This window comes from Terriglobus albidus, from assembly GCF_008000815.1.
Classification (GTDB): domain Bacteria; phylum Acidobacteriota; class Terriglobia; order Terriglobales; family Acidobacteriaceae; genus Terriglobus; species Terriglobus albidus_A.
The window spans coordinates 3,466,557-3,487,215 of sequence record NZ_CP042806.1 but is presented as its reverse complement, the minus strand read 5'-3'; the positions used below and the strand labels follow the sequence as shown (position 1 = coordinate 3,487,215).

The following is a 20,659-nucleotide window of genomic DNA, read 5'->3' as shown; positions in this document are numbered from 1 at the left end:
ATCAAAAGCGACGTTCAACAAGAGGAGGAACAAGAACAATGTTCATCACCCGGAATCACCTCTCAAGGCGGACCGTTCTGCAGGGATTGGGCGTCACCCTGGGTCTTCCCTTTCTGGACGCGATGGTCCCAGCGCAAACACCTCTGCGCCTGACCGCAGCAGCGCCGAAGTCGCGGTTTATCGCCATTGAGATGGTGCATGGCGCTGCCGGGAGCACTGCCATTGGACGATCCATGAACTACTGGTCGCCGGCCCAGGAAGGAAGAGATTTTGCTTTCACAAAGTCGCTGCAACCCCTCGAACCGCTGCGTGAGTACATCACCGTCGTCAGCAATACAGAGCTGCATAATGCGATGTCACTCGTGCCGGATGAAGATGGGCCTATGGCGGATCATGCCCGGTCCTCTGCTGTCTTCCTGACCGCCGCGCATCCCAGAAGGACAGCCGGCGGAGACATTCACGCTGGACCGTCTATCGATCAAATCTATGCCAAGGTCGTTGGCCGCGATACCCGGCTACCCTCGATGCAGCTTTGCATTGAAGATAACGCCATTGCGGGAGAGTGCGGCTACGGATACAGCTGCACCTACACGCACACCATCAGTTGGGCGTCTCCTACAACTCCGTTGCCTATGGAGCGGTCTCCCCGGCGTGTATTTAACAGCATGTTTGTGCCTGATGCACCGAACGGACAACGAACCGGGAGCAACACAGCCAGCCTCCTCGATTCGCTTCCCGATGCCATCAGGAGTATGAAGCGGCGTCTCGGCGTTCGAGACCGGACGACACTCAGCGATTACCTGGACCATATCCGTGCGATTGAGAAGCGCATTCAGGAGGTTGAACGTCGTAATGCAATAACTCCAAAGACTCAGACCAACGAACCTCTCAGCGTCCCCGACTCCTTCAATGATCATGTCGATCTGATGTTCGATCTCCAGCTTCTTGCCCTTACCTGCGACCTGACGCGCGTAATCACGTTCAAGATGGGCGTCGACCGGAGTCAGCGTATCTTTCCCGAGAGTGGCGTTACGACTCCGTTTCACACCCTCTCGCATCACCGTGAATCACCTGAAAGAATTGAGGAATTCGCGAGGCTGAATCAATATCATGTCGGCAAAGCCACCCAATTTATCGACAATTTGCGACGGACAAAGGACGGGGACGGCAACCTCCTCGATCACTCCCTCGTACTCTACGGAAGCCCGATGGGTGATTCGCACGTGCATGAGCACCGGTTCCTCCCGTTGTTTCTTGCAGGCAAGGCTAATGGGGCGTTGCAAGGAAATCGTCACGTGGTCTGCCCCGCCGATACGCCGATGGCCAACGTCCTTCTCACGGTCATGCGCAAACTTGGCGTCGACACTCATCAGATAGGCGATAGCACAGGTGAGATTGCACTCTAACTAAACAGGAAAATGCAATTCCCCAGAATTCGCGCGGATGAAGCCCTGAATGACGTATATGCCTCGCATCGGGCATCGACTATGTGATTGCGATCACAGCAATAGGACAAGCTTCGGCGCAATCTCGAATCGCTGAAATAGCCACGCGATAAGGCCTAATGTCAGCCATCGAGATTCACTGAAGAGGTCATGGGGCAATGAAGCATTTTGTACATTTTTGGTGGATCACTATTGCTCGAGGAGTTCTAGCAATCCTGACCAGTCTGACCATAGTTGCTGTTCCTGATGCCGTTCGCGCACTTTTTCTTCAGCCACTCGCCGTGATGTATTCCGTAGTCGCATTGGCAGTTTATGGAATCCTGGACAGCACTCTGGTTTGGATCGCCAGTTTTAACACCGATGCGCTCTGGCCCCGGATCGCTCAGCGATTTCAGAGTTTCCTCGGAATTTGTTCTGGAACGCTTCTCCTTACCGTTCTCTTTGAACACATGCAACTGCTTTGGTTCTTCTATCTGATGGGTTTCCAACTGTTGACAATAGCCACAGGTGAATTTGTCACGGCAAGCCACCTCTCGAAACACCATCATTCAACCTGGGCACGTTTGACGGGCTGGTTAGCGGTAGTAGGAGGGCTGCTTCTTATCATCCTCGCTGCGTCCTATGCCCAATCCCTTACTTATCGTTTGATTGCGTGGGTACTGTATTTCTATCTGCTTGCATTTGGACTCTTGCAATGCGGTATTGGAGCCCTGATGCTGTACATCACCCCTCGTAGCCACCCTGAGATTTCGTGAGCGCTTCTGACTGCGCCAATCTCGCAGCCTTCACTTGTGACTTGAATCACCGAAAAGTTGAGCTGCGGAGATTAGTCTGGCCGTCTGCTGGCCTTCCCAGAGTTCACCAGCCCATCCCTGACCAACACGGAAGGAGCTTGTATGACTCTTACCTCCGTCGCGCGCACACTGCTGGGCGTCATTCTCGTATGTGGAACGTGCTCCCGCTCTATCGCACAGTCCGAACTCTCGGCAGTCCCCGAGCATCCACTCGTAAAAGATCTTGGTTCTCTCCCCCCTACTTACACTCGCAGCCAGGCTTACGCGATCAGCAATAGCGGTCTGATTGCCGGCTCACTCATTCAAGTGGGGCACGACGAGGCGAACCATGGCTTCCTATACAGGAACGGCCAGATGATCGATCTCGGTACACTGCCTACCGGCACATTCAGCGAGGCCTATGGGGTCAATGACCGGGGGCAAGTCGTGGGCCGAGCCCTGTACGTCACTCCCGGGCTGCCGCTTGATCGCTTCTTCCATGCCTTTCTCTGGGAGAAAGGCATCATGAAAGATATAGGCACTCTGCTTCCGTCCAATACTGCCATCGCTTATGCCATTAACAACAGCAGTCAAGTTGTCGGCGAAAGCGGCGGCCATGCATTTCTGTACGAACAAGGGATGATGAAGGATTTAGGCACCTTACCGGGAGGTTCCAGCAGCGCGGCGTACGCCATCAACCAGGCCGGAGAGATTGTTGGACAGACTACATACTCAGACGGCTCAATGCACGCATTTCTTTATCGCGACGATGGAATGCACGACCTCGGAACGCTGCCGGGAGGACGAAATAGCATCGCACGCAGCATCAATAATCGAGGTCAAATCGTCGGCACCTCCACCGTCACGGATGGCAATTCGCACGCGTTCCTCTACGAGAATGGTCAAATGACTGACCTGGCAGCCCTTCCTGGAGGCACTAACTTCTCAGATGCCAAATCTATCAATGATCCGGGGCAGATACTTGGCGTTGGTATGCTCTTTGACAATGGCAAGTTCATTTCTATCAGTTTGCCAAACCCACTCGGACAGGTGACCTTCGCTTTCGCGGCGGCCATCAACGATTCTGGTGAAATTGCAGGTGTTCTGCTCCCGGACTACCACGCAGCAGTCCTCAATAGTGACCTGCTCACCGATGAGCATCCGTAATCTCACGCCAATGCATTCAACATAGGCATATCCTCGGGGTAGACAGATACCATTCCTTCGCGCTTATGACATCTGAAAACGCAGGCAAATATGCCTCTCTCGATCGAATTAAACATTCCTGGACCCGTTTTACCGCAGTCCTTTCACTCGCAGCGATAATCCTGTATCTATTACTCCGATATCTTTTCAATTACAAGGCAACGATCTCTTTTATTCCACTGTTGGTCATCGTCATTGTTGGTGGCCTCCCGTTGCTCTATGGCCTTCTTTTCCAAATTCGGAAACGCCAGTTTGGAGCGGATTTTCTTGCGGGGCTGTCAATCATTACCGCAATCCTGATGGGAGAGTTGCTGGTTGCGGCGATTATCATCCTGATGCTTTCTGGTGGCCAGGCGTTGGAGGAGTTTGCCACGCGACGAGCTTCTTCAACGCTCAGCGCGTTGGCCCACCGCATGCCTAGCGCTGCCCATCGAATCACAGGGGATGTTACCGCAGATATCCGGGTGGATGAAATTCGTGTCGGAGACCGCTTAATTGTCCTTCCCCATGAGATCTGCCCGGTAGACGGAACAGTGGAATCGGGCACGGGCATGATGGACGAATCCTTCCTTACGGGAGAACCCTTTCGTATTCGTAAGACGTCTGGGTCGCAAGTAATCTCAGGAGCATTGAATGAGGACGCTGCCCTTACGATCATTGCTGACAGGCTGGCTGTGGATTCACGCTATGCACGCATCATGCAGGTAATGCGTAAGGCCGAGGAAAATCCACCGGCCATCCGCAGGCTGGCAGATCGGCTGGGTGCGTTCTACACTCCCCTCGCGGTTTTGATCGCCCTTACCGGATGGCTCCTGAGCGGTCAGGCCGAACGCTTTCTCGCCGTCCTTGTCATCGCCACGCCATGCCCCTTACTACTTGCAATTCCAATCTCGATCATCGGGTCGATCTCTCTGGCCGCGAAACGAGGCATTGTGATCAAGAAACCGGTTGTTCTTGAGCAGGTCGGGAATATTCGTACTATGTTTTTCGATAAAACCGGAACGCTGACACATGGGGAACCGGCGGTTACGGATATTGTCACCTTCCCTGGTACAAGCATGGAAGGGGCTCTAAAATTCAGCGCCAGCCTCGAGCAGTACTCGAAGCATCCTCTCGCCGGGGCGATTCTAAAAGCTGCACGAGAGAAGCATATATCTTTACAGAGTGCCGAGAGCGTCAGCGAAAAGCCAGGAACCGGACTAAGAGGCCAGGTTGCGGGAAGACGCGTGTTGGTGACCGGAAGAAAGAAAATAAACGACGAGTTAGCAGCCTTGCTTCCGCCCACCGTTTCAGGAATGGAATGCGTTGTTATCCTCGATGATCGATTGGCCGGCCTGATCCGGTTCCATGACCGCCCACGGAAAGAAAGCAAACCTTTCATCAAGCATCTGCGACCTAAGCATAAGGTCGAGGATTTGGTCATCCTATCGGGAGACCGTGAGGTCGAAGTTCAGCATCTGGCTGAAATTGTCGGCATCAAAGATGTCCGCGCAAGTCTGACTCCGGAGCAAAAACTCAATATCATTAGAGATCGTACAGCAACAGTTTCAACTCTATTCCTGGGGGATGGCATCAATGATGCTCCAGCCATGCTGGCCGCTACAGTGGGCATTGCATTCGGGCAGAACAGCGATATCACCGCAGAAGCGGCCGGTGCGGTCATCATGGAACCGGCTCTCGGCAAGGTAGATGAGCTGCTTCATATAGGCAAAAGAATGCGGCGGATCGCCCTTGAAAGTGCCGTGGGCGGCATGGTCTTGAGCACTGCCGGTATGTTTCTGGCGGCTCTTGGCTTTCTGCCTCCTATCGCTGGAGCCATCAGCCAGGAGGTGATCGATCTTCTTGCCGTACTCAATGCCCTGCGAGCGTCACTTCCAGGAAAAGAACTTCAGGACTTTTGATCGCTTCGTAGATCATCCTACGTGATTGCATTCCCTTTTCTCCGGGAAGAGGATTGGGTAGAGACGGCCAATTTCTACGAATCGACGAAATATGCGAGCTTTCCATTAGAAGCTCCTCCCCGCCGGTATTTCCAGCAACTTAGGGAAAGCTCCTCGCAATAATCGCTACAATCGTTGGGACCATTAGGAGGTCTCGCGATGAACCGCTGCATGAGCGCGCTGACTCTCAGCGCCGCGTCACTACTGGTGCTCTCTCACACTGGCTGCAAGAACGGCCAAACGACGACACAGCCTCCCGTAGAGGCGACGAAGACTATCGCAGACATCGAACAGCTAAGTCCGGAATTATCCACGATCATCCCTGATGGGGCCAGGCTCGAAAAGATGGCCACTGGATTTACATGGACCGAGGGGCCGGTGTGGGTGCAGCCGGGGATGTTAATGTTCGCGGATATCCCGAGCAACAGCATTCGGCAGATGACTTCGGATGGCAAGGTCACGATCTGGCTGCAACCGAGCGGCTATGTCGCCAAGGAGCCCTTTGGTGGCAAGGAGCCAGGGACAAATGGGATGACGCTCGATGACAAGCTGCGCCTGACTGTCGCCGGCCATGCGGCACGCAGCATTCTTCGATTTGAGACGATGGACCCCAAGGGCACGAAGACTATTCTGGCCGACAGCTACGAGGGCAAGCCTCTCAACAGCCCGAACGATGTTGTGTATGGTCCGGATGGCTCGCTTTATTTCACGGACCCGCCTTACGGTCTTCCGACCCAGCAGGATGATGATCCGTCGAAGAAGCTGAAGATCAATGGCGTGTATCGCATACCCAACGCAACAGCGATCAAAGCTGGATCGGCTCCGAACCGCGCGAAGCTGCAGTTACTGATCGGCGATTTGCCGCGGCCGAACGGTATCGCAATCTCACCGGATAACAAGTGGCTTTATGTCGCTGACTCACAGCAAAAGAAGTGGATGCGGTACCCGCTGAAGAGCGGCGGGACGGTGGGAGAAGGCATGGTGTTTCTGGACGCATCTTCAGCGGAGGGCACAGGAACTCCAGATGGAATGAAGGTTGATTCGCAGGGGAATCTATTCGCGACCGGACCGGGCGGCGTATGGATCATCTCGCCGGAGGGCAAGCACCTGGGGACGATTCTCACCGAAAAGCCAACAGCGAATGTGGCGTGGGGCGGCGAAGATGGCAAGACGCTCTATCTGACAACAAGTGACGCAATCTATCGTATTCCCGTGAAGGTCGTTGGCTATCGCCCGTGGATTCATTGAGGAGATTGATCTGGGCCATGTCGTGTGATTACACACCCGAACGGCTAGACTACAGCGACAATCCAAAGAACTCTGCAATCGCCGTATGAACCGCGGGCGTCTGCTCGCGCGTTAGCGCCAATAGCACCGCCGGTCGTAGCGCCGGAAGGTGCTCGCGCAGAAGTTCGTAATTGGCAAGATAATCCTGGCTCGACCGTACCGCGCGCTCTGCCTCCTCAATCGCAATCAGAGCCGGAGCCCGTTTTGCCAGCATCTGCGGAAACCCCGCCACGCTCAGTCGCTCCGGTGCGACGTACAGAAACTTCAGCCGTCCACTTAGATAATCCACGCACGCAGCCCGAAGTGCCTCACGGCTACGGTTCGCGTGGATGCAATCACACGCTATCCCACGCTCGCGAAGCTTCGCCGCCTCGGCCTCCATCCACTCCACTCGTGCACTTGCCACCAGCGAGGTTCCTTCCAGCGCGAGCCCAGCAAGTTGGTAACACAACGTCTTTCCCTTCCCGTCAGGAAGCGCCAGCAAATGATCCTTGCCCGATAGTGCGGCCAGGCACGCGGCTTTTTGTCCCGGGAGGAACGTCTTGTGATCGAATCGCTCTTTCAGCAGCACATTCAACTGTGTCGTCTTCGACGGCTTCTTCGCCTTGCTCTCGGTTGTGGTCTGTGGCCGCGCACCGGCTGCTTTCTTGTCGCTGGCAGGCTGGGGCGTCTTCGCCGTCGAAGCGAACCGGCGTCGCGGCGTTACCCGCACCTTCTCCATCACACCGCTCACATACGCGTTGATACCTTCGATGAATGGTGCGAGATGTGCCTCTCCCTGGTTGATCTTTTTGAGGTACGCTTCCCACTGCCCCGTCATCGCCGGGGTCTTCACCTCGGGATGCACCACGTCGATCAAGTGAATGCCTTTGTCCGTCGCTTCCAGCGTTTTGCCGCTGCGCACGATGTAGCCGCGCTTCAGCAACGTCTCGATGATCGAGGCGCGCGTGGCCGGAGTCCCCAGGCCCGTGTCCTTCATCGCCTCCGAAAGCTCTTTTTCGTCCAGCGACTGCCCTGCCGTCTGCATGGCCGTCAGCAGCGTACCTTCCGTAAAACGCTTCGGCGGCTTTGTCTTTTTCTTCTTCGCATCGATGGCAGCCACCCGTTGCGGCTGGCCCTCCGCCAGATCCGTCGGCAACACCTGCGCGGCTTCTTCCTCTTCGCTGTCTTTGCCGCCCTTCTTCCGCTTTTCCGGCACCGGATCCAGAACTTTCCAGCCCATCTGTTGGACCAGCGTTCCCGACGTCCGGTATCGATCCACAACCGACTCCGTGCCATCCTGTCCCGGATTCGTAATCGCCGTAATCACCGTCGTGACGGCCTGCAGATGATCCTCGTGCCACATCATTAAAAAGCGGCGGCACACCATGTCGTAAATCCTGCGCTCCTGCGGGCTCAGGCTCAACTTCCCGGGATTCACGGCATTCGGCAGAATCGCATGGTGGTCGCTTACCTTACTGTCGTCCACATAGCGCTTGCTGAGCGTACGGGTCCCCGTTCCCTCAGCCACCATTTGCGGATACTGCGGCGCAACGACATTCGCAATCTGACCTACCGTTGCCACCACATCGGACGATAAATGGCGGCTGTCGGTACGCGGATAGCTGATGAGTTTGTGGCGCTCATAAAGCGCCTGCGCATACGTTAGCGTCTCCTGCGCCGTGAATCCGAATAGCCGGTTGGCGTGGCGCTGCAACTCTGTCAGGTCGTACAACAACGGCGGCTGCGCGCGTTGCGTCTCGGACTTCACCGATTCAATCGTCACCGTGCCCGTACGCGCTCGTTCGACGATCAGCTTCGCCTCTTCCCCGTCTGCCGCCAGTCGCGACAACTTGGCCTGCGTTTCTTTCTCGTTGCCCTGGTCGCCGCGCGGTCGGAACCATGTACCTGCGTAGGTCTCTTTCTTTCGCTCGGCCAGACCTTCAAATTTGGCGATGACCTCGATGTACTCTTCCGACACGAACTGCCGCAGCGTCAGCTCCCGCTCCACCACCATCGCCAGCGTAGGCGTCTGCACGCGCCCCACCGAGATCTCCTCGTTGTAGATCAGGGAGTAGGCGCGCGACAGGTTCATTCCCACCAGCCAGTCGGCGCGGCTGCGGCCATGCGCGGCATCCGCCAGTCCGTCGTAGGCGCTGCCGGGTTGCAACTTCTCAAAGCCCTTGCGAATCGCATCGGCGGTCATCGATGAGATCCACAACCGGTTCACGGGCTTATCGCACAGCGCTGCGCCGTAGATGTAGCGGAAGATCAGCTCACCTTCTCGCCCGGCGTCCGTGGCGCATACCACCTGCGCCACGCGCGGCGAGTTCAGAATTTTGCGAACCACCTCAAACTGGGCTTTGGTCTTTTCATACACCACCAGCGGCCAGTCACCGGGCAGCATTGGCAACAGGTCCAGTCGCCACTGTTTCCACTCAGGACGCATCTCGTGCGGCTGCGCCAGAGAAACCAGGTGCCCCACAGCCCAGGTCACCACATATCCATTTCCGTGCAGAAATCCGTCGCCCTTCTTGGCGGCCCCGAGAACGCGGGCTATATCGCGCGCAACCGAAGGTTTCTCCGCCAGAATGGCGGTCACTGTGGCACTACTGTCAGACATCGTTACTTCAAGTATCCCACTCACCCTGGAAGGCCGCTACGCTGTTCCGGACAATCCTGAGCGAGCTTTGGCTACAAATTCTGGACCGCCCTCGCTCAGAGTCAACCTCCCTTGAGAGTGGCCTCCGTATTGTCCAGCTTCTTGAGCAGCGCACGGGCCTGGCCGGGTTCGAGCTCATGGTTGTGTAGCATTCGGCTGATTTCCTTCCGCTCCGCTCTGACGGCCTCTAACCGGATAGTTCGTTCCGCGACTCGGAGGCGGTCCGCTTTTATCCGGCTTGACTGGTCCCCGACAAAAGCCTCGATCCTACGGCGATAGTAGTCCATCAGTCGGGATGCGATCGATGCGTAGCTATCGGCGTAGGGGCTGTTTTGAGAAAGACGGTGTTCTACTTCCTCGATCCGTCCGATTGCCGCTTGAGCCGTCAAAACACGGGCATTGCGAAATTTCGCTTCGGCGGAGCTTTCGGGAGGCTCCTCCAGTCCCTTGAGGACCAACGGCAGACCGACAGCCGCAGCAATCATGGAGAAGAGAATCACACCCGAAGCCAGCAACACGGCGAGATCGCGGCCAGGAAATGGAGTACCGTCCTGCCGTGTTAATGGGATCGACAGTACCGCCGCCAGGGTGATCGCGCCTCGCACGCCCGCCAGCATTGTCGCAGCAAGAAGTCTCCACGGAGTGTGTTGCGCTCTGCCGCCTTCGTGCTTATGCCGAAAGAACGACCACTCAAGGACAAACCAGGTCCAAAGGAAACGTAAGGCACCGACAACAAGAGTGATACTCAGTACAAAAGCGCCCAGTACCCAGGCGGAGGCAAAGTTCTCCTGCTTCACAACCGAAGGAATGCTCTTTGCAATAGCTTGCAACTGCAATCCAAGCAGAACGAAGATGAGTCCATTGAGTGTAAACTGCATCAGATCGGTCACGGCTTCCGACTTGATGCGCGTCTCAACTTCCGGGATTTCCTGGAGCAGCCAGCTCGCGACGAACCCAGCGGCTACGGCGGCAAGGATACCGGAGAGCTTGAAATGTTCTGCCAGCAGGTAAGAAGCAAAGGGCAGAAGGAGCGTACGCAGGATCTGCGCAGCGGGATAAGCCCCGATTGTTCTCTCAACCCCTTTCTCCACAGACATAAGGATGAAGCTGAGAAACGCACCAGCCGCCAGACCTCCCAGAACAACCGTCAAAAAGCTGATGCTGGCGCCAGCAGGCGAGAAGTAGCCGGTCAACACTGCAATGACAGCGAAGCGCAGACAAACGAGTCCTGTCGCATCATTCAACAGGGCCTCGCCTTCCAGAAGGTGAAGCAGGCGAGTCGGCAGCCGTTTCAGTCCAATCAGGCCGGAAACGGCGACAGCATCGGTTGGGGATAACACCGCCGCAAGAGCGAAGCATGCGGCGAGCGGCATGGAAGGAATCATCCAGTCGATGAAATATCCGGCGCCAAGGACGGTAAAGAAAACCAGCCCAACTGCCATCTCCAGGATCGGCTTCCCCAATGCACGCACCTCCGCACGCGGGAACAGATTCGCATCCACGTAAAGCAGAGGAGCAACAAAGAGCACCAGAAAGAGACCCGGATCAAGGGGCATGTGCACATGGAAGGCGGCCAGAGCGACGCCCAGCCCAATCTGCAGGAGCGGCAAAGGAATACGCGAAAGCCGCGCGGCGGCCTTCGAGATGGAGACCGCAAAAAGAAGAATCAGTACGGTAGCAAATTGCTCCAAAGACAACTCCAAACGTTACAGCTAAGTCTGCGCCTGCCGGCGTTCAGAAGTCATCCGCTCTTTCGATAGATGCAGTCAAGTCAAATACAACGATCCCTGAAGGCTCCGAACCACGTGATGGCATGGATCGAGGGGTAGAATCGGCTGAGTGTTGCGGGCTTTCAGGTGCTAAAACAAATGCGGAGGTGATATGGCATTCACGCTTGACTCACCTGGACTATCCTGCGTATTTCTTGAGTGCCAATCTCGGGGTTGAGCCGGGGGCAATACTACGGCATTGGTGAATGCCAGATCTTGATTGGGGACAAGTTCGCGATGATGGAATTTCACATTTCGAGGGGTGCACGAGATCGTTACCAGTTCGCAGAAACCCTCTTTTCCTTTACGGGCAACGTAGTCTTCGCGAATGTGTCAGCAAGCCGCGACTTTGCGCACCGGATGAATCAGGTTCGGGATGTGCAGAAGCATCCAGAGCGTGTAGTGCATGCGGGAGCGATTTACGCCATGGGTTTGATTGACGAGGCCAGTCATGTACTCCTGGAGCGCTATCGGCAGGAGCTTGATCCTGCCGCAATGACAGATGCCCTCACCTGGTTCTCCGGGTACATTGGATCGCATCAGTTGGACCGGCTGCTGCTGAGCTTTGTGGAGCAGTTTCCGGGCAGCAGCGTCTATCGCGCGGTTCAAACCCCGAAGGAATGGCTCACAGGCTCAACCGATGGTACCCCGCACCGGGCGGTCGCGCTGGAAGAGATGATTCTGCTTTGGATGGCAAACCGCAATGAGGCCTTCCGGCCATTCGAAGAGTTGTTCGAGGACAGGAGCCTGGCGGAGCAAACCGCCTATCGGAGCGTCGTGGAGAAGCTGCCGGCATATTTTGCGACCCGCCCCCTTGTGCCGATGGAGGACTCCGAGCCGCAGAGCCTGTTTGACGTGTTGCGGGCACCCGCGGTGGCCGCGCCGGGCTCGCTGAGGGGGCAACTCGATCTGATCCGGATAAAGTGGAGACGGCTGATCGGGGGGAGCCTCGATCGCTTACTGGCGATCGCAGGCGAGATTCTGCAGGAAGAAGACCTGGCTATCTGGCTGCAATTTAATCCACCGAACGCTGCAGCCGAAGCGGCTGCCAGGGCTGCTGCGGAGGCCGCCGCGGCAGCGGCAGCGCAACGACGCAGGGAGAGCGGACAGCAGCAATGGCCTTCGATAGTCAGCCGTTCGGAGGTGCCGCAGTTTGGCGATGCTGTCCATGAAACTGAAAAGTTCAGCCCGGACGTGGCCTGGATGCCTGGCGCCGTCTTGATCGCCAAGAGCACTTACGTCTGGCTCGCACAGCTCAGTAAGCGATACCAAAGGTCGATTCACCGACTGGATCAGATTCCGGATGAGGAATTGGAGACTCTGGCAAGGCGCGGGATGAACTCGCTGTGGCTGATTGGTATCTGGGAGCGCAGCCGGGCATCGCAAACGATTAAACAGCTCTGCGGAAATCCAGACGCGGTGGCTTCAGCTTACTCGCTCTTTGATTACGCCATCGCCGAGGACCTGGGCGGAGAGCCCGCGTACGTGAACCTGCGGAATCGCGCCTATGCGCGAGGCATCCGGTTGGCCAGCGATATGGTGCCAAACCATATGGGTATCGATTCTCCGTGGGTCGTAGAGCATCCGGACTGGTTCATCTCGCGGCAGGATAGCCCCTATCCTGCTTACAACTTCGATGGCCCTGACCTGTCGCACGACCCGCGTGTAGAGATCAAGATCGAAAGCCACTACTACGAGCAGACGGACGCAGCGGTCGTGTTTCGGCGGCGTGACCGGGCATCGGGGGAGACAAGGTACATCTATCACGGCAATGATGGCACAAGCTTCCCGTGGAACGATACCGCCCAACTGGACTACCTGAACCCAGCAGTACGCGAACAGGTGATCCAGACCATCTTGCATGTGGCACGTCTATTCCCTGTCATCCGCTTCGACGCGGCCATGACCCTGGCAAAGCGCCACTTTCACCGGCTCTGGTTTCCCGGCCCCGGCAGCAGCGGAGCGATTCCCTCCCGCGCGGAATACGGGATGTCGAGTGCCGAGTTCAATGCACATATGCCGCATGAGTTCTGGCGGGAAGTCGTCGACAGAGTAGCTGCCGAGGTTCCGGGCACACTTTTGCTCGCCGAAGCCTTCTGGCTGATGGAGGGTTACTTCGTCCGAACACTAGGAATGCATCGTGTCTATAACAGCGCCTTCATGAATATGATGCGTGACGAAGAGAACGCAAAATATCGGTCGGTGCTCAAGAACACGCTGGAGTTCGACCCAGACATTATGAAGCGCTACGTAAACTTCATGAGCAATCCTGACGAGCGGACGACCATTGATCAGTTTGGCGACGGCGACAAGTGCTTCGGTGTTACGGCGATGATGGCGACCTTGCCGGGGTTGCCAATGTTCGGTCACGGTCAGATAGACGGGTTCACCGAGAAGTATGGCATGGAGTATCGGAGGCCACGGTATGACGAAGCTCCGAACCACTGGCTGGTGGAACGACATGAGCGCGAAATAGCTCCGTTGCTGCACAAGCGAGCACTCTTTGCCGAGAGCAGCAACTTCCTGCTCTATGATTTCTTCAACGATAACGGCACGGTGGACGAAAACGTCTTCGCTTACTCGAACCGGCTGGGAGACCAGCGCGGCCTGGTACTTTACAACAACCGCTATTCCACAACAAAAGGGACGGTCGACTGGTCGGCAGCCTACGCAGACAAGCATTCGGGACAACTGCGCCAGCAGCGTTTGAAGGACGGTCTGGGTCTGAGCGGCGATCCCGCGATCATACTCAGGTATCGCGATTCCCTGACCGGGCTTGAGTATCTGCGGCGCGCCCAGAATACGGCGGAGCAGGGACTGCGCATCGAACTGCGCGCCTACCAATGCCACGTTTTTCTGGATTGGCGCGAGATGCGTGCGACCGCAGACAAACCATGGGACCGCTTGTGCGACGAGCTAAACGGGCGCGGCGTTGCCAATCTGGAAGATGAGCTGATCAACCTGTCGTTGCGGCCAGGACACGACGCTCTCCGCTGGCTGCTGGACCCTGCGCTGGTGCGAACACTCGCCGAGCTGTCTGAATATCCGCAAGCAGCCAGAGGCTCAGAGAAGCAGAAGAATATCGAGCGGCAGAAAGAGGAATTCTTTGAGGCCGCATGGACACGAAGCCAGGATTTCCTGCGGGAATCACAGCTCGCGTATCGCGCTCGCAAAGGGGAACATCTCGCAGTCAGACCGGAGAATCCAGCCTTGCTCGCGGAGAAATTTCGCGAGCGTCTGAGTGCCGCGATGAACATCCCAGCGCTCGAGAGCCTGTTTCCTACGCCTTGGAAAGTAGGGGCTCGTCGATTACTGCCTAGCCTGAGTCCCGAATTGATAGCCACCGCCATTTGGGGTCCGGTGCTCAGCTGGTGTGTCCTGGAACTACTCGCAGAGTCGATCGACGCACAGGAGCCCGAGCACGCGGCACTCGATCTGTTTGATCGATTACGCCTGCGGGAACCCTTGGCACATTCCTTCTCGGCGCTGGGATTCGAGGGGGAGGAAAGCTGGCGCGCGACGGCTCGAATCAAGGTTGCCCTGCTGGTTGAAGCTGGGGTGTCCAGGGCCTCCAGCACCACGGCCCTACCCGAAAGAGCGGAAACAGTACCGGTTGATCGCGTAGCGGCATCTGCAAATGCTACGAGCGCTGCTCCGGCCAAAGCGAAAGAGGAGCAAAAGCAGGCTCCCCCGCCGCTCCCACCCATCCTGTGGCATGACGCGGATGTCCGCTGGCTAACCGGCGTACATGAAGCACAAGGGCATACCTATTTCATCAAAGAATCCTACGAGGAGTTGATTTGGTGGCTCCAGTTGCCAGTCCTGCGTAAGTTAGCCGGCAAGGCCGTGCCAGACCGCAGCGCAATCGTGGAGTTAAGTAAGGCAATCAAGGAGGCCCTGGAGGCCGCTGCGTCCGCGAAGTACAGGCTCGATGTGCTCCTTGGGAATGACAAACCCGAAACCGAGGCACGCCGATCTGTCTAGGGCGTATTGACATCTTCGGAAACAGTAGACACTCGCTGCCCCATTCTTCGCGGTTTTATCGCGAAGGGTGGGGTCCTCGGCGAACTTGTTCGCAAGAGCGTAAGGTATAGCGCTTCGCGCATCGCTTTTCATTCTCCGATAAAAGAGACGGATATCATGGCGGGGTGCGATTTCATCTGGCTAGCCTCGTTGAGGAATTTCGCCAGCACGCTGCGGAGACCGCTGTGGTTGCTTATCGAGGCAATCGGCGCTATCCGACAACGTATGGTGAGCTCGCAGACCTTGCTGGCCGGTCTGCTGCCGAACTGGACCGCCGCGGAATAGCCCCGGGTGAACGGATTGTGCTCTGGGGTGAGAACTCGGCGGAATGGCTGGGCGTCTTCTTCGGCTGTCTGCTCCGGGGAGTGATCGCGGTTCCATTAGACGCGGCAGGGTCGACCGAGTTCGCTAACCGCGTCGTGGAAGATGTGTCGCCGAAGCTTATTGTGGGCGACCGCAGCCGGTTGGCTTCCATAGCCAGCGATATTCCGCGGTTGTTGTTCTCAGAAGTAAATGCGCAGTTGCCCGCCACACCGATGTTCGCGGTGAGCGATGCCGTCAACGGAGAGACGCCGTTTGAGATCATCTTTACATCGGGCACAACGGCGGAGCCGAAGGGAATCGTTCTTACACATCGCAATGTTCTTACGAGCCTGCAGCCCATTGAGACCGAAATTGCCAAATACCTGCGTTACGAGCGATGGGTGCATCCACTGCGGTTTCTGCACACCCTGCCGCTGAGCCATGTCTTCGGCCAGTTCATGGGCATGTGGATCCCTTCCCTGCTGGCGGCCGAGGTCCACTTTGGTGAACAGTTCGAGCCGTCGCGGATGATCGAGCTGATACATCGTGAACGCATCTCGGTGCTGGTCACCGTGCCGCGCGTGTTGCATCTACTTCGGATGCATCTGCTGGAGCACTATGGTTCGCTCGCACTAGACCTGGAACGAGCAAAAGATCTCTCGGTCTGGAAGCGATGGTGGCGCTTCCGGCAGGTGCATCGCGCTTTCGGGTGGAAGTTCTGGGCGGCCATCTCGGGGGGAGCGACACTACCCGCCGATCTGGAAGATTTCTGGAACAGGCTTGGTTTCGCGCTGATTCAGGGTTATGGCATGACAGAGACAACCGCCCTTGTGACGCTCAATCATCCGTTTCGTATTGGACACGGGACAATCGGTAAAGTCCTACCAGGTCGTGAGGTCCGCATCAGCGACGAGGGCGAAATTCTTGTGCGCGGAGACATGCTGGCAACAGCGACGTGGCAGGGAGGCGCTTTGCGGCAGCGCCCGGCAGAATGGCTGGCAACCGGCGATCTGGCGACGAAGAATGAGTCGGGCGAGCTGCGGTTCCTTGGCAGAAAGGGAGAAGTAATCGTCACCGGTGCAGGGATGAACGTGTACCCCTCGGATCTCGAAGAGGCGATGACGAAACTGCCCGGAGTACGCGGATGCGTCGTGGTGCCATATGAGACCATCCGCGGCCCGGAGCCTGTTGCAGTCGTGCTCCTTTCAGCGGGCGATTCCGACCTGAACGTACTTGTCGGTCAGGCAAACCGCGAGCTGGCTGAGTATCAGCACATTCGACGAGCATTGCGGTGGCCTAATCCGCAGTTCTCATACACTTCGACGGGAAAGCTATTGCGCAGAGAGGTAGCAGAGTGGGTTCGTGCAACGCTCTCGAACTCCAGGCAGGGCGAAACGGCGGAAGGCGCCGCAAAAGCCGATGCTCTACTCAATCTGATCGCCGAGATTACCGGCGAATCGATCGCGGGGGGCAGCGACGACCTAAGACTGTCGGAGGATCTCCACCTGGACAGTCTGGGTCGCGTGCAGTTGCAATCGGCGCTTGAGCACCGGTGGGCCGTCGAACTTGAGGATGATGCCATTGCCGGAGTGGAGACGCTGGGCGGTCTTCGGGCATTACTGGAGCGGAAGGCAGGGCCTGAAGTAAAGGCGGCTCATATCGCGGGTGAAACCGGTCCTGCTTCGGTGAGTTCCGATAGAGTGCCGGCTGCCGTATCCCTTCCGCAGGCGGCCTCCCCAAACGAGCGCGATGTATCTCAGCTTTCGCTTTCGCGGTGGCCGTGGGGTTGGCCCATTCATGCGGTTCGCATCGCTTTTATCGAACTCGTGATGCGTCCCCTGATATGGTTGCTGGCCGCACCACATGTAGTGCGCGAGACGCCGGAGCTGCCGCCAGGTCCAGTGCTGGTGATTGCGAATCATGTGACCGCTTGCGATGGCGCACTGACCTTATATGCACTACCGGCAAGATTGCGGCAGCGGGTTGCAATTGCAATGTCTGCTGAGGTTCTTCTGGACCTTCGGAGGGGAAAAAACCAGAAGAGCACACTTCAGAATCTGCTCGCGCCAGCGGGGTATTGGCTGGTGACGGCGTTGTTCAATGTATTTCCTCTGCCGCAGCTGCGTGGATTCCGGAAAAGTTTTTCCCATGCGGGCGAGGCGATGGATCGAGGCTACTCCGTACTGATCTTTCCAGAGGGGGCCCGGAGCCGCGACGGAGAGCTACAACCGTTTAGGCCCGGAATCGGCCTGCTGGCGCAGCAGTCGCGCGTACCCGTTGTGCCGGTAGCATTGATTGGGCTGGGCGAGATGCGACGAGGCAAGACTCGATGGTTCCGTTCAGGAAAACTCGAGGTGCATGTAGGCGAGCCTGTCGCCATCGAGGAAGATACAGAGCCCGCGCAACTCACCGCAAAGCTCGAGGCGAGCGTAAGGCAGTTACGAGCCGAAGATTAGATCCCACTCGTTGCAGGGTGAGAGGGGTCGCGTGGTTGTCTTTTGTTAAGTTGGACAAACCTTATTCGAACGGAGTTCCATCTTGAAATGGACCCGTAATCCTGATGTTTGGGATTCATCCATACTGCATCCCACAGAGCAGGAGGGAGACAGTGAGCATCCTACTTTGGGCGGTAGCAGTGCCCTTGGCCATATTGCTTATTGGGGCACTCTTTCAAGCCATTGGTTCGGCGATTGATCGCCGGCTCTATCCTGCACCAGGCAGGCTTGTTCCGGTGCAGAATAGCCGCCTCCATGTCTATTCGGAAGGTGAAGGCGCGCCAACGATCATCCTGGAATCAGGTATCGCAACTTCTTCGCTGAGCTGGAGAGCAGTTCAATCGCAGTTAGCGCAGTTTACGCGCGTGATCAGTTATGACCGCGCTGGTTTCGGGTGGAGCGAAGCGGCCCACACCCCGCGCACGGTCGGCAATTTAGTATCCGAATTCGAGAAGATGCTTGACTCTTTTAACATCTCTGGACCGTTCATTTTGGTTGCACATTCCTTCGGTAGTTTGATTGCTCGTGCGTACTGCTATCGCAACCCCGATCGTGTGGTGGGACTTCTGCTGCTGGATCCAATCGATTGTGAGCATTGGAGCACGCTGCCCCTCGAAGGCCAGGAACGATTGGCGCTCGGCGCCAGGTTGTCAAAACGCGGCGCCTGGCTGGCGCGAGCGGGTGTGGTTCGTTTTTCCCTGATATTGCTGTCGGCAGGAGCGAGAACGCTACCGAAGTGGATCGCACGCATAGCAAGTGGCGGTGGCGCGAGCGTTATTGGGCGCGTCACGGCGGAGGTCAGCAAGATGCCGCGCGAACTGTTGCCGGCGGTACGCGCACACTGGTCGCGCCCGCAGAGTTTTGAGACTCTGGCCCAGTATCTTTCTCGACTCTCTCGGTGCGTGACTGAAATTCCCTACACATCACTGGGTCATCTTTCGTTGACCGTGATTTCTGCCGAAAATGCAACTGAGTCAGAGCTAAGGGAGCATCGCAAGCTGGCTTCACTTTCCAGCATAGGCGAGCACATCATTGCGGAAAAGAGCGGCCACTGGATACAGTTGGATCGGCCCGATCTGCTCGTTAGCTCGTTGCAACGCTCTTATGGCGTATCTCGGAATCCCTCTGTTCCTTTCCTCAAGAGGTAGAGTCGAATCTCCCGAGGGGGGAAAATCACCGAATGGTGTTCGCGCACAAGGAGCGTTTCCATGTCTCGGAGTTTGTCGAACATATATTGGCCAACTGGCCCGCCGAAGCGTATGGCTTTTACCTTATGTCAGTTGCAATCACTTCGGGGGATCCCGGAACACCAGCTACGATCGGCGTCTTAAGCACGACTTCAAAGCTCACCTTGGGATCGTTGATGCTCTCGGGCAGATCCCGTAGGAAGCGTTGCTGAGTTAGGAACTCGGAGGCTGCCTGTGTGGCAACAGGACCTGCCCCGGCGAGGTAAATCACGATTCCGCCGGTTACTGGATCGAGAAAGCGGCCGGCGATGCCGTAATCGACCTGAGTCGACGGTCCGGTAGGAATGGGAACCTGCCAGAGGCGCAGTCCTGGGCGCTGGGAATCCACGATGCTGGATACGCGGTTGGGCTTCCCGATGTCTTCTTCGTCGAAATCAAATCGGTATCGAAGGTTCTGAGTCAGCCGTCGCGCCCAGGAGTTGTTGTGATTCCCGATCAAGATAATCGGCCGGTCGCGCAGATCAAGCAAGGTGGTCTCCGCGTCGGTCCGCATTTGAAACGAATGTCCATGCAGTTGCAGGAAACCGGAGATGTTCGTATACGCTTTCAGGTCGGTAACGGTGATCCGTTGCAGGCCACTCGACGTTAGCGTAACGGTGGAATCTGTCGCCTCACCTCGCCCTTCCGCATGACCGAGGGCAATGAATACTTCTTTGCCGGTTGCAAACATTGGGCGCCACAGAGGGTCCGGCGCAATTAAGCTGACCTGCGTAGCGCCACTCTGTTGCTTCTGACGGTAGACGATTGCCGCCAAAAGCAGATTGCCAATCAGAGCTATTGCGGCGATAGAGTACGCAAACGGCAGCTTCTTCCATATTGGGAACCGGGACTCTGATACTGGAAGCTCGGGGACAGTTCCCTCTTTTCGAGGGATACCCGCGTCGAACTGTTCTTCACTCGGGGAGGTGTCCTGCTGAACGGCCTGCGGAGAGAAACTGAAATCCAGGACGTAGGTTCCCGCTGGAAGTGCAATCCGGACCTCTTCCGCTGAACCTTGTTCCGCATCGTATTGCCTTAATCTCTTCCGAGTCTCAGACGCGGCATTGCGGACTACAGGGTCGCTTGCCGTGTCATACCCGACTTCCCTGCCAAACACCTCATGGCCGATATATCTCTCTTTGAGTGAGTCAGCCTCACCATCGATGGCCTTGTCCACGAGGTACCGGAAGAGCCGGGAGCTACGCTCGCTGGAACGAAAGCCCGAGTGCGCAAGGATGCGAGAAGCCGCGAGGCGGATTGAGTCCCTCTCGGTTTCAGTCAATTGGACCTTGTGTTCCATCGGAAGTCGCAGGAATCCCGATTCGCATCGGAGCCTAACCATATCACAGAAGATCGGCAGGCGGCATGTGGTCCGAGATTGCGATATCTGGCGGATTCAAAGGACTTCCGGGCCGACAAATACGTACGGTACATGTATCTGACATGGATTTCTCCCCCATCGAAGCCGCACGGTACCTGCACTCTTCCGCATCGTACTTGTGCTCTCAGCCAGTCAGGCATAGATATGGTTGTGCCCGCCGGCGGCCTGTC

Annotated in this window: 11 protein-coding genes; 8 read left to right on the top strand and 3 right to left on the bottom strand. The window is 56.9% G+C overall.

All coding sequences use genetic code 11. The annotated features are described in order from the left end of the window. Positions 1-38: 38 nt before the first annotated feature. The 5 genes from FTW19_RS13695 to FTW19_RS13675 all read left to right on the top strand — a co-directional run bounded on the left by FTW19_RS13695 (position 39) and on the right by FTW19_RS13675 (position 6,612). Positions 39-1,406, top strand: a complete 1,368-nt coding sequence (locus tag FTW19_RS13695; protein ID WP_147648157.1) for a DUF1552 domain-containing protein — start codon at positions 39-41, stop codon at positions 1,404-1,406. Between the two features lie 197 nt (positions 1,407-1,603). Beyond that, positions 1,604-2,200, top strand: coding sequence for a hypothetical protein (locus FTW19_RS13690; RefSeq protein ID WP_147648156.1), 597 nt, complete (start codon positions 1,604-1,606; stop codon positions 2,198-2,200). A 141-nt stretch (positions 2,201-2,341) separates the two neighbouring features. Further along, positions 2,342-3,385 (top strand): DUF3466 family protein, encoded by a 1,044-nt coding sequence (locus FTW19_RS13685; protein ID WP_147648155.1) that lies wholly within the window; start codon positions 2,342-2,344, stop codon positions 3,383-3,385. Positions 3,386-3,450: 65 nt separating this feature from the next. Then, on the top strand, positions 3,451-5,325 hold the full coding sequence (locus tag FTW19_RS13680; protein ID WP_147648154.1) for a heavy metal translocating P-type ATPase: 1,875 nt from the start codon (positions 3,451-3,453) through the stop codon (positions 5,323-5,325). A 198-nt stretch (positions 5,326-5,523) separates the two neighbouring features. Further along, complete coding sequence (locus tag FTW19_RS13675) at positions 5,524-6,612, top strand: SMP-30/gluconolactonase/LRE family protein (RefSeq protein ID WP_246153293.1); 1,089 nt, start codon at positions 5,524-5,526, stop codon at positions 6,610-6,612. 49 nt (positions 6,613-6,661) lie between these two features. Here the strand turns inward: FTW19_RS13675 and FTW19_RS13670 are convergent, their stop codons facing one another. Both FTW19_RS13670 and FTW19_RS13665 read right to left on the bottom strand, forming a co-directional pair. Beyond that, positions 6,662-9,253, bottom strand: coding sequence for a DNA topoisomerase 3 (locus FTW19_RS13670; protein WP_147648153.1), 2,592 nt, complete (start codon positions 9,251-9,253; stop codon positions 6,662-6,664). A 101-nt stretch (positions 9,254-9,354) separates the two neighbouring features. Next, positions 9,355-10,983 carry a Na+/H+ antiporter gene (locus tag FTW19_RS13665; RefSeq protein ID WP_147648152.1) on the bottom strand — a complete coding sequence of 543 codons (1,629 nt, stop codon included), beginning with the start codon at positions 10,981-10,983 and terminating at the stop codon, positions 9,355-9,357. 438 nt (positions 10,984-11,421) lie between these two features. On the opposite strand from FTW19_RS13665, the gene FTW19_RS13660 reads away from it, so the two are divergent. The 3 genes from FTW19_RS13660 (at position 11,422) to FTW19_RS13650 (ending at position 19,030) form a co-directional block, all read left to right on the top strand. Continuing rightward, entirely contained in the window at positions 11,422-15,045 is a 3,624-nt protein-coding gene (locus FTW19_RS13660) for an alpha-amylase family glycosyl hydrolase (protein ID WP_246153292.1), read from the top strand. A 164-nt stretch (positions 15,046-15,209) separates the two neighbouring features. Continuing rightward, a complete protein-coding gene (locus FTW19_RS13655) occupies positions 15,210-17,843 on the top strand; it encodes an AMP-binding protein (protein WP_147648150.1) in 2,634 nt (877 codons plus the stop codon). A gap of 152 nt (positions 17,844-17,995) precedes the next feature. Further along, on the top strand, positions 17,996-19,030 hold the full coding sequence (locus FTW19_RS13650; RefSeq protein ID WP_187142977.1) for an alpha/beta fold hydrolase: 1,035 nt from the start codon (positions 17,996-17,998) through the stop codon (positions 19,028-19,030). Positions 19,031-19,148: 118 nt separating this feature from the next. Here FTW19_RS13650 and FTW19_RS13645 read toward each other — a convergent pair whose 3' ends face one another. Continuing rightward, positions 19,149-20,408 (bottom strand): hypothetical protein, encoded by a 1,260-nt coding sequence (locus tag FTW19_RS13645; RefSeq protein ID WP_147648148.1) that lies wholly within the window; start codon positions 20,406-20,408, stop codon positions 19,149-19,151. Positions 20,409-20,659 lie beyond the last annotated feature (251 nt).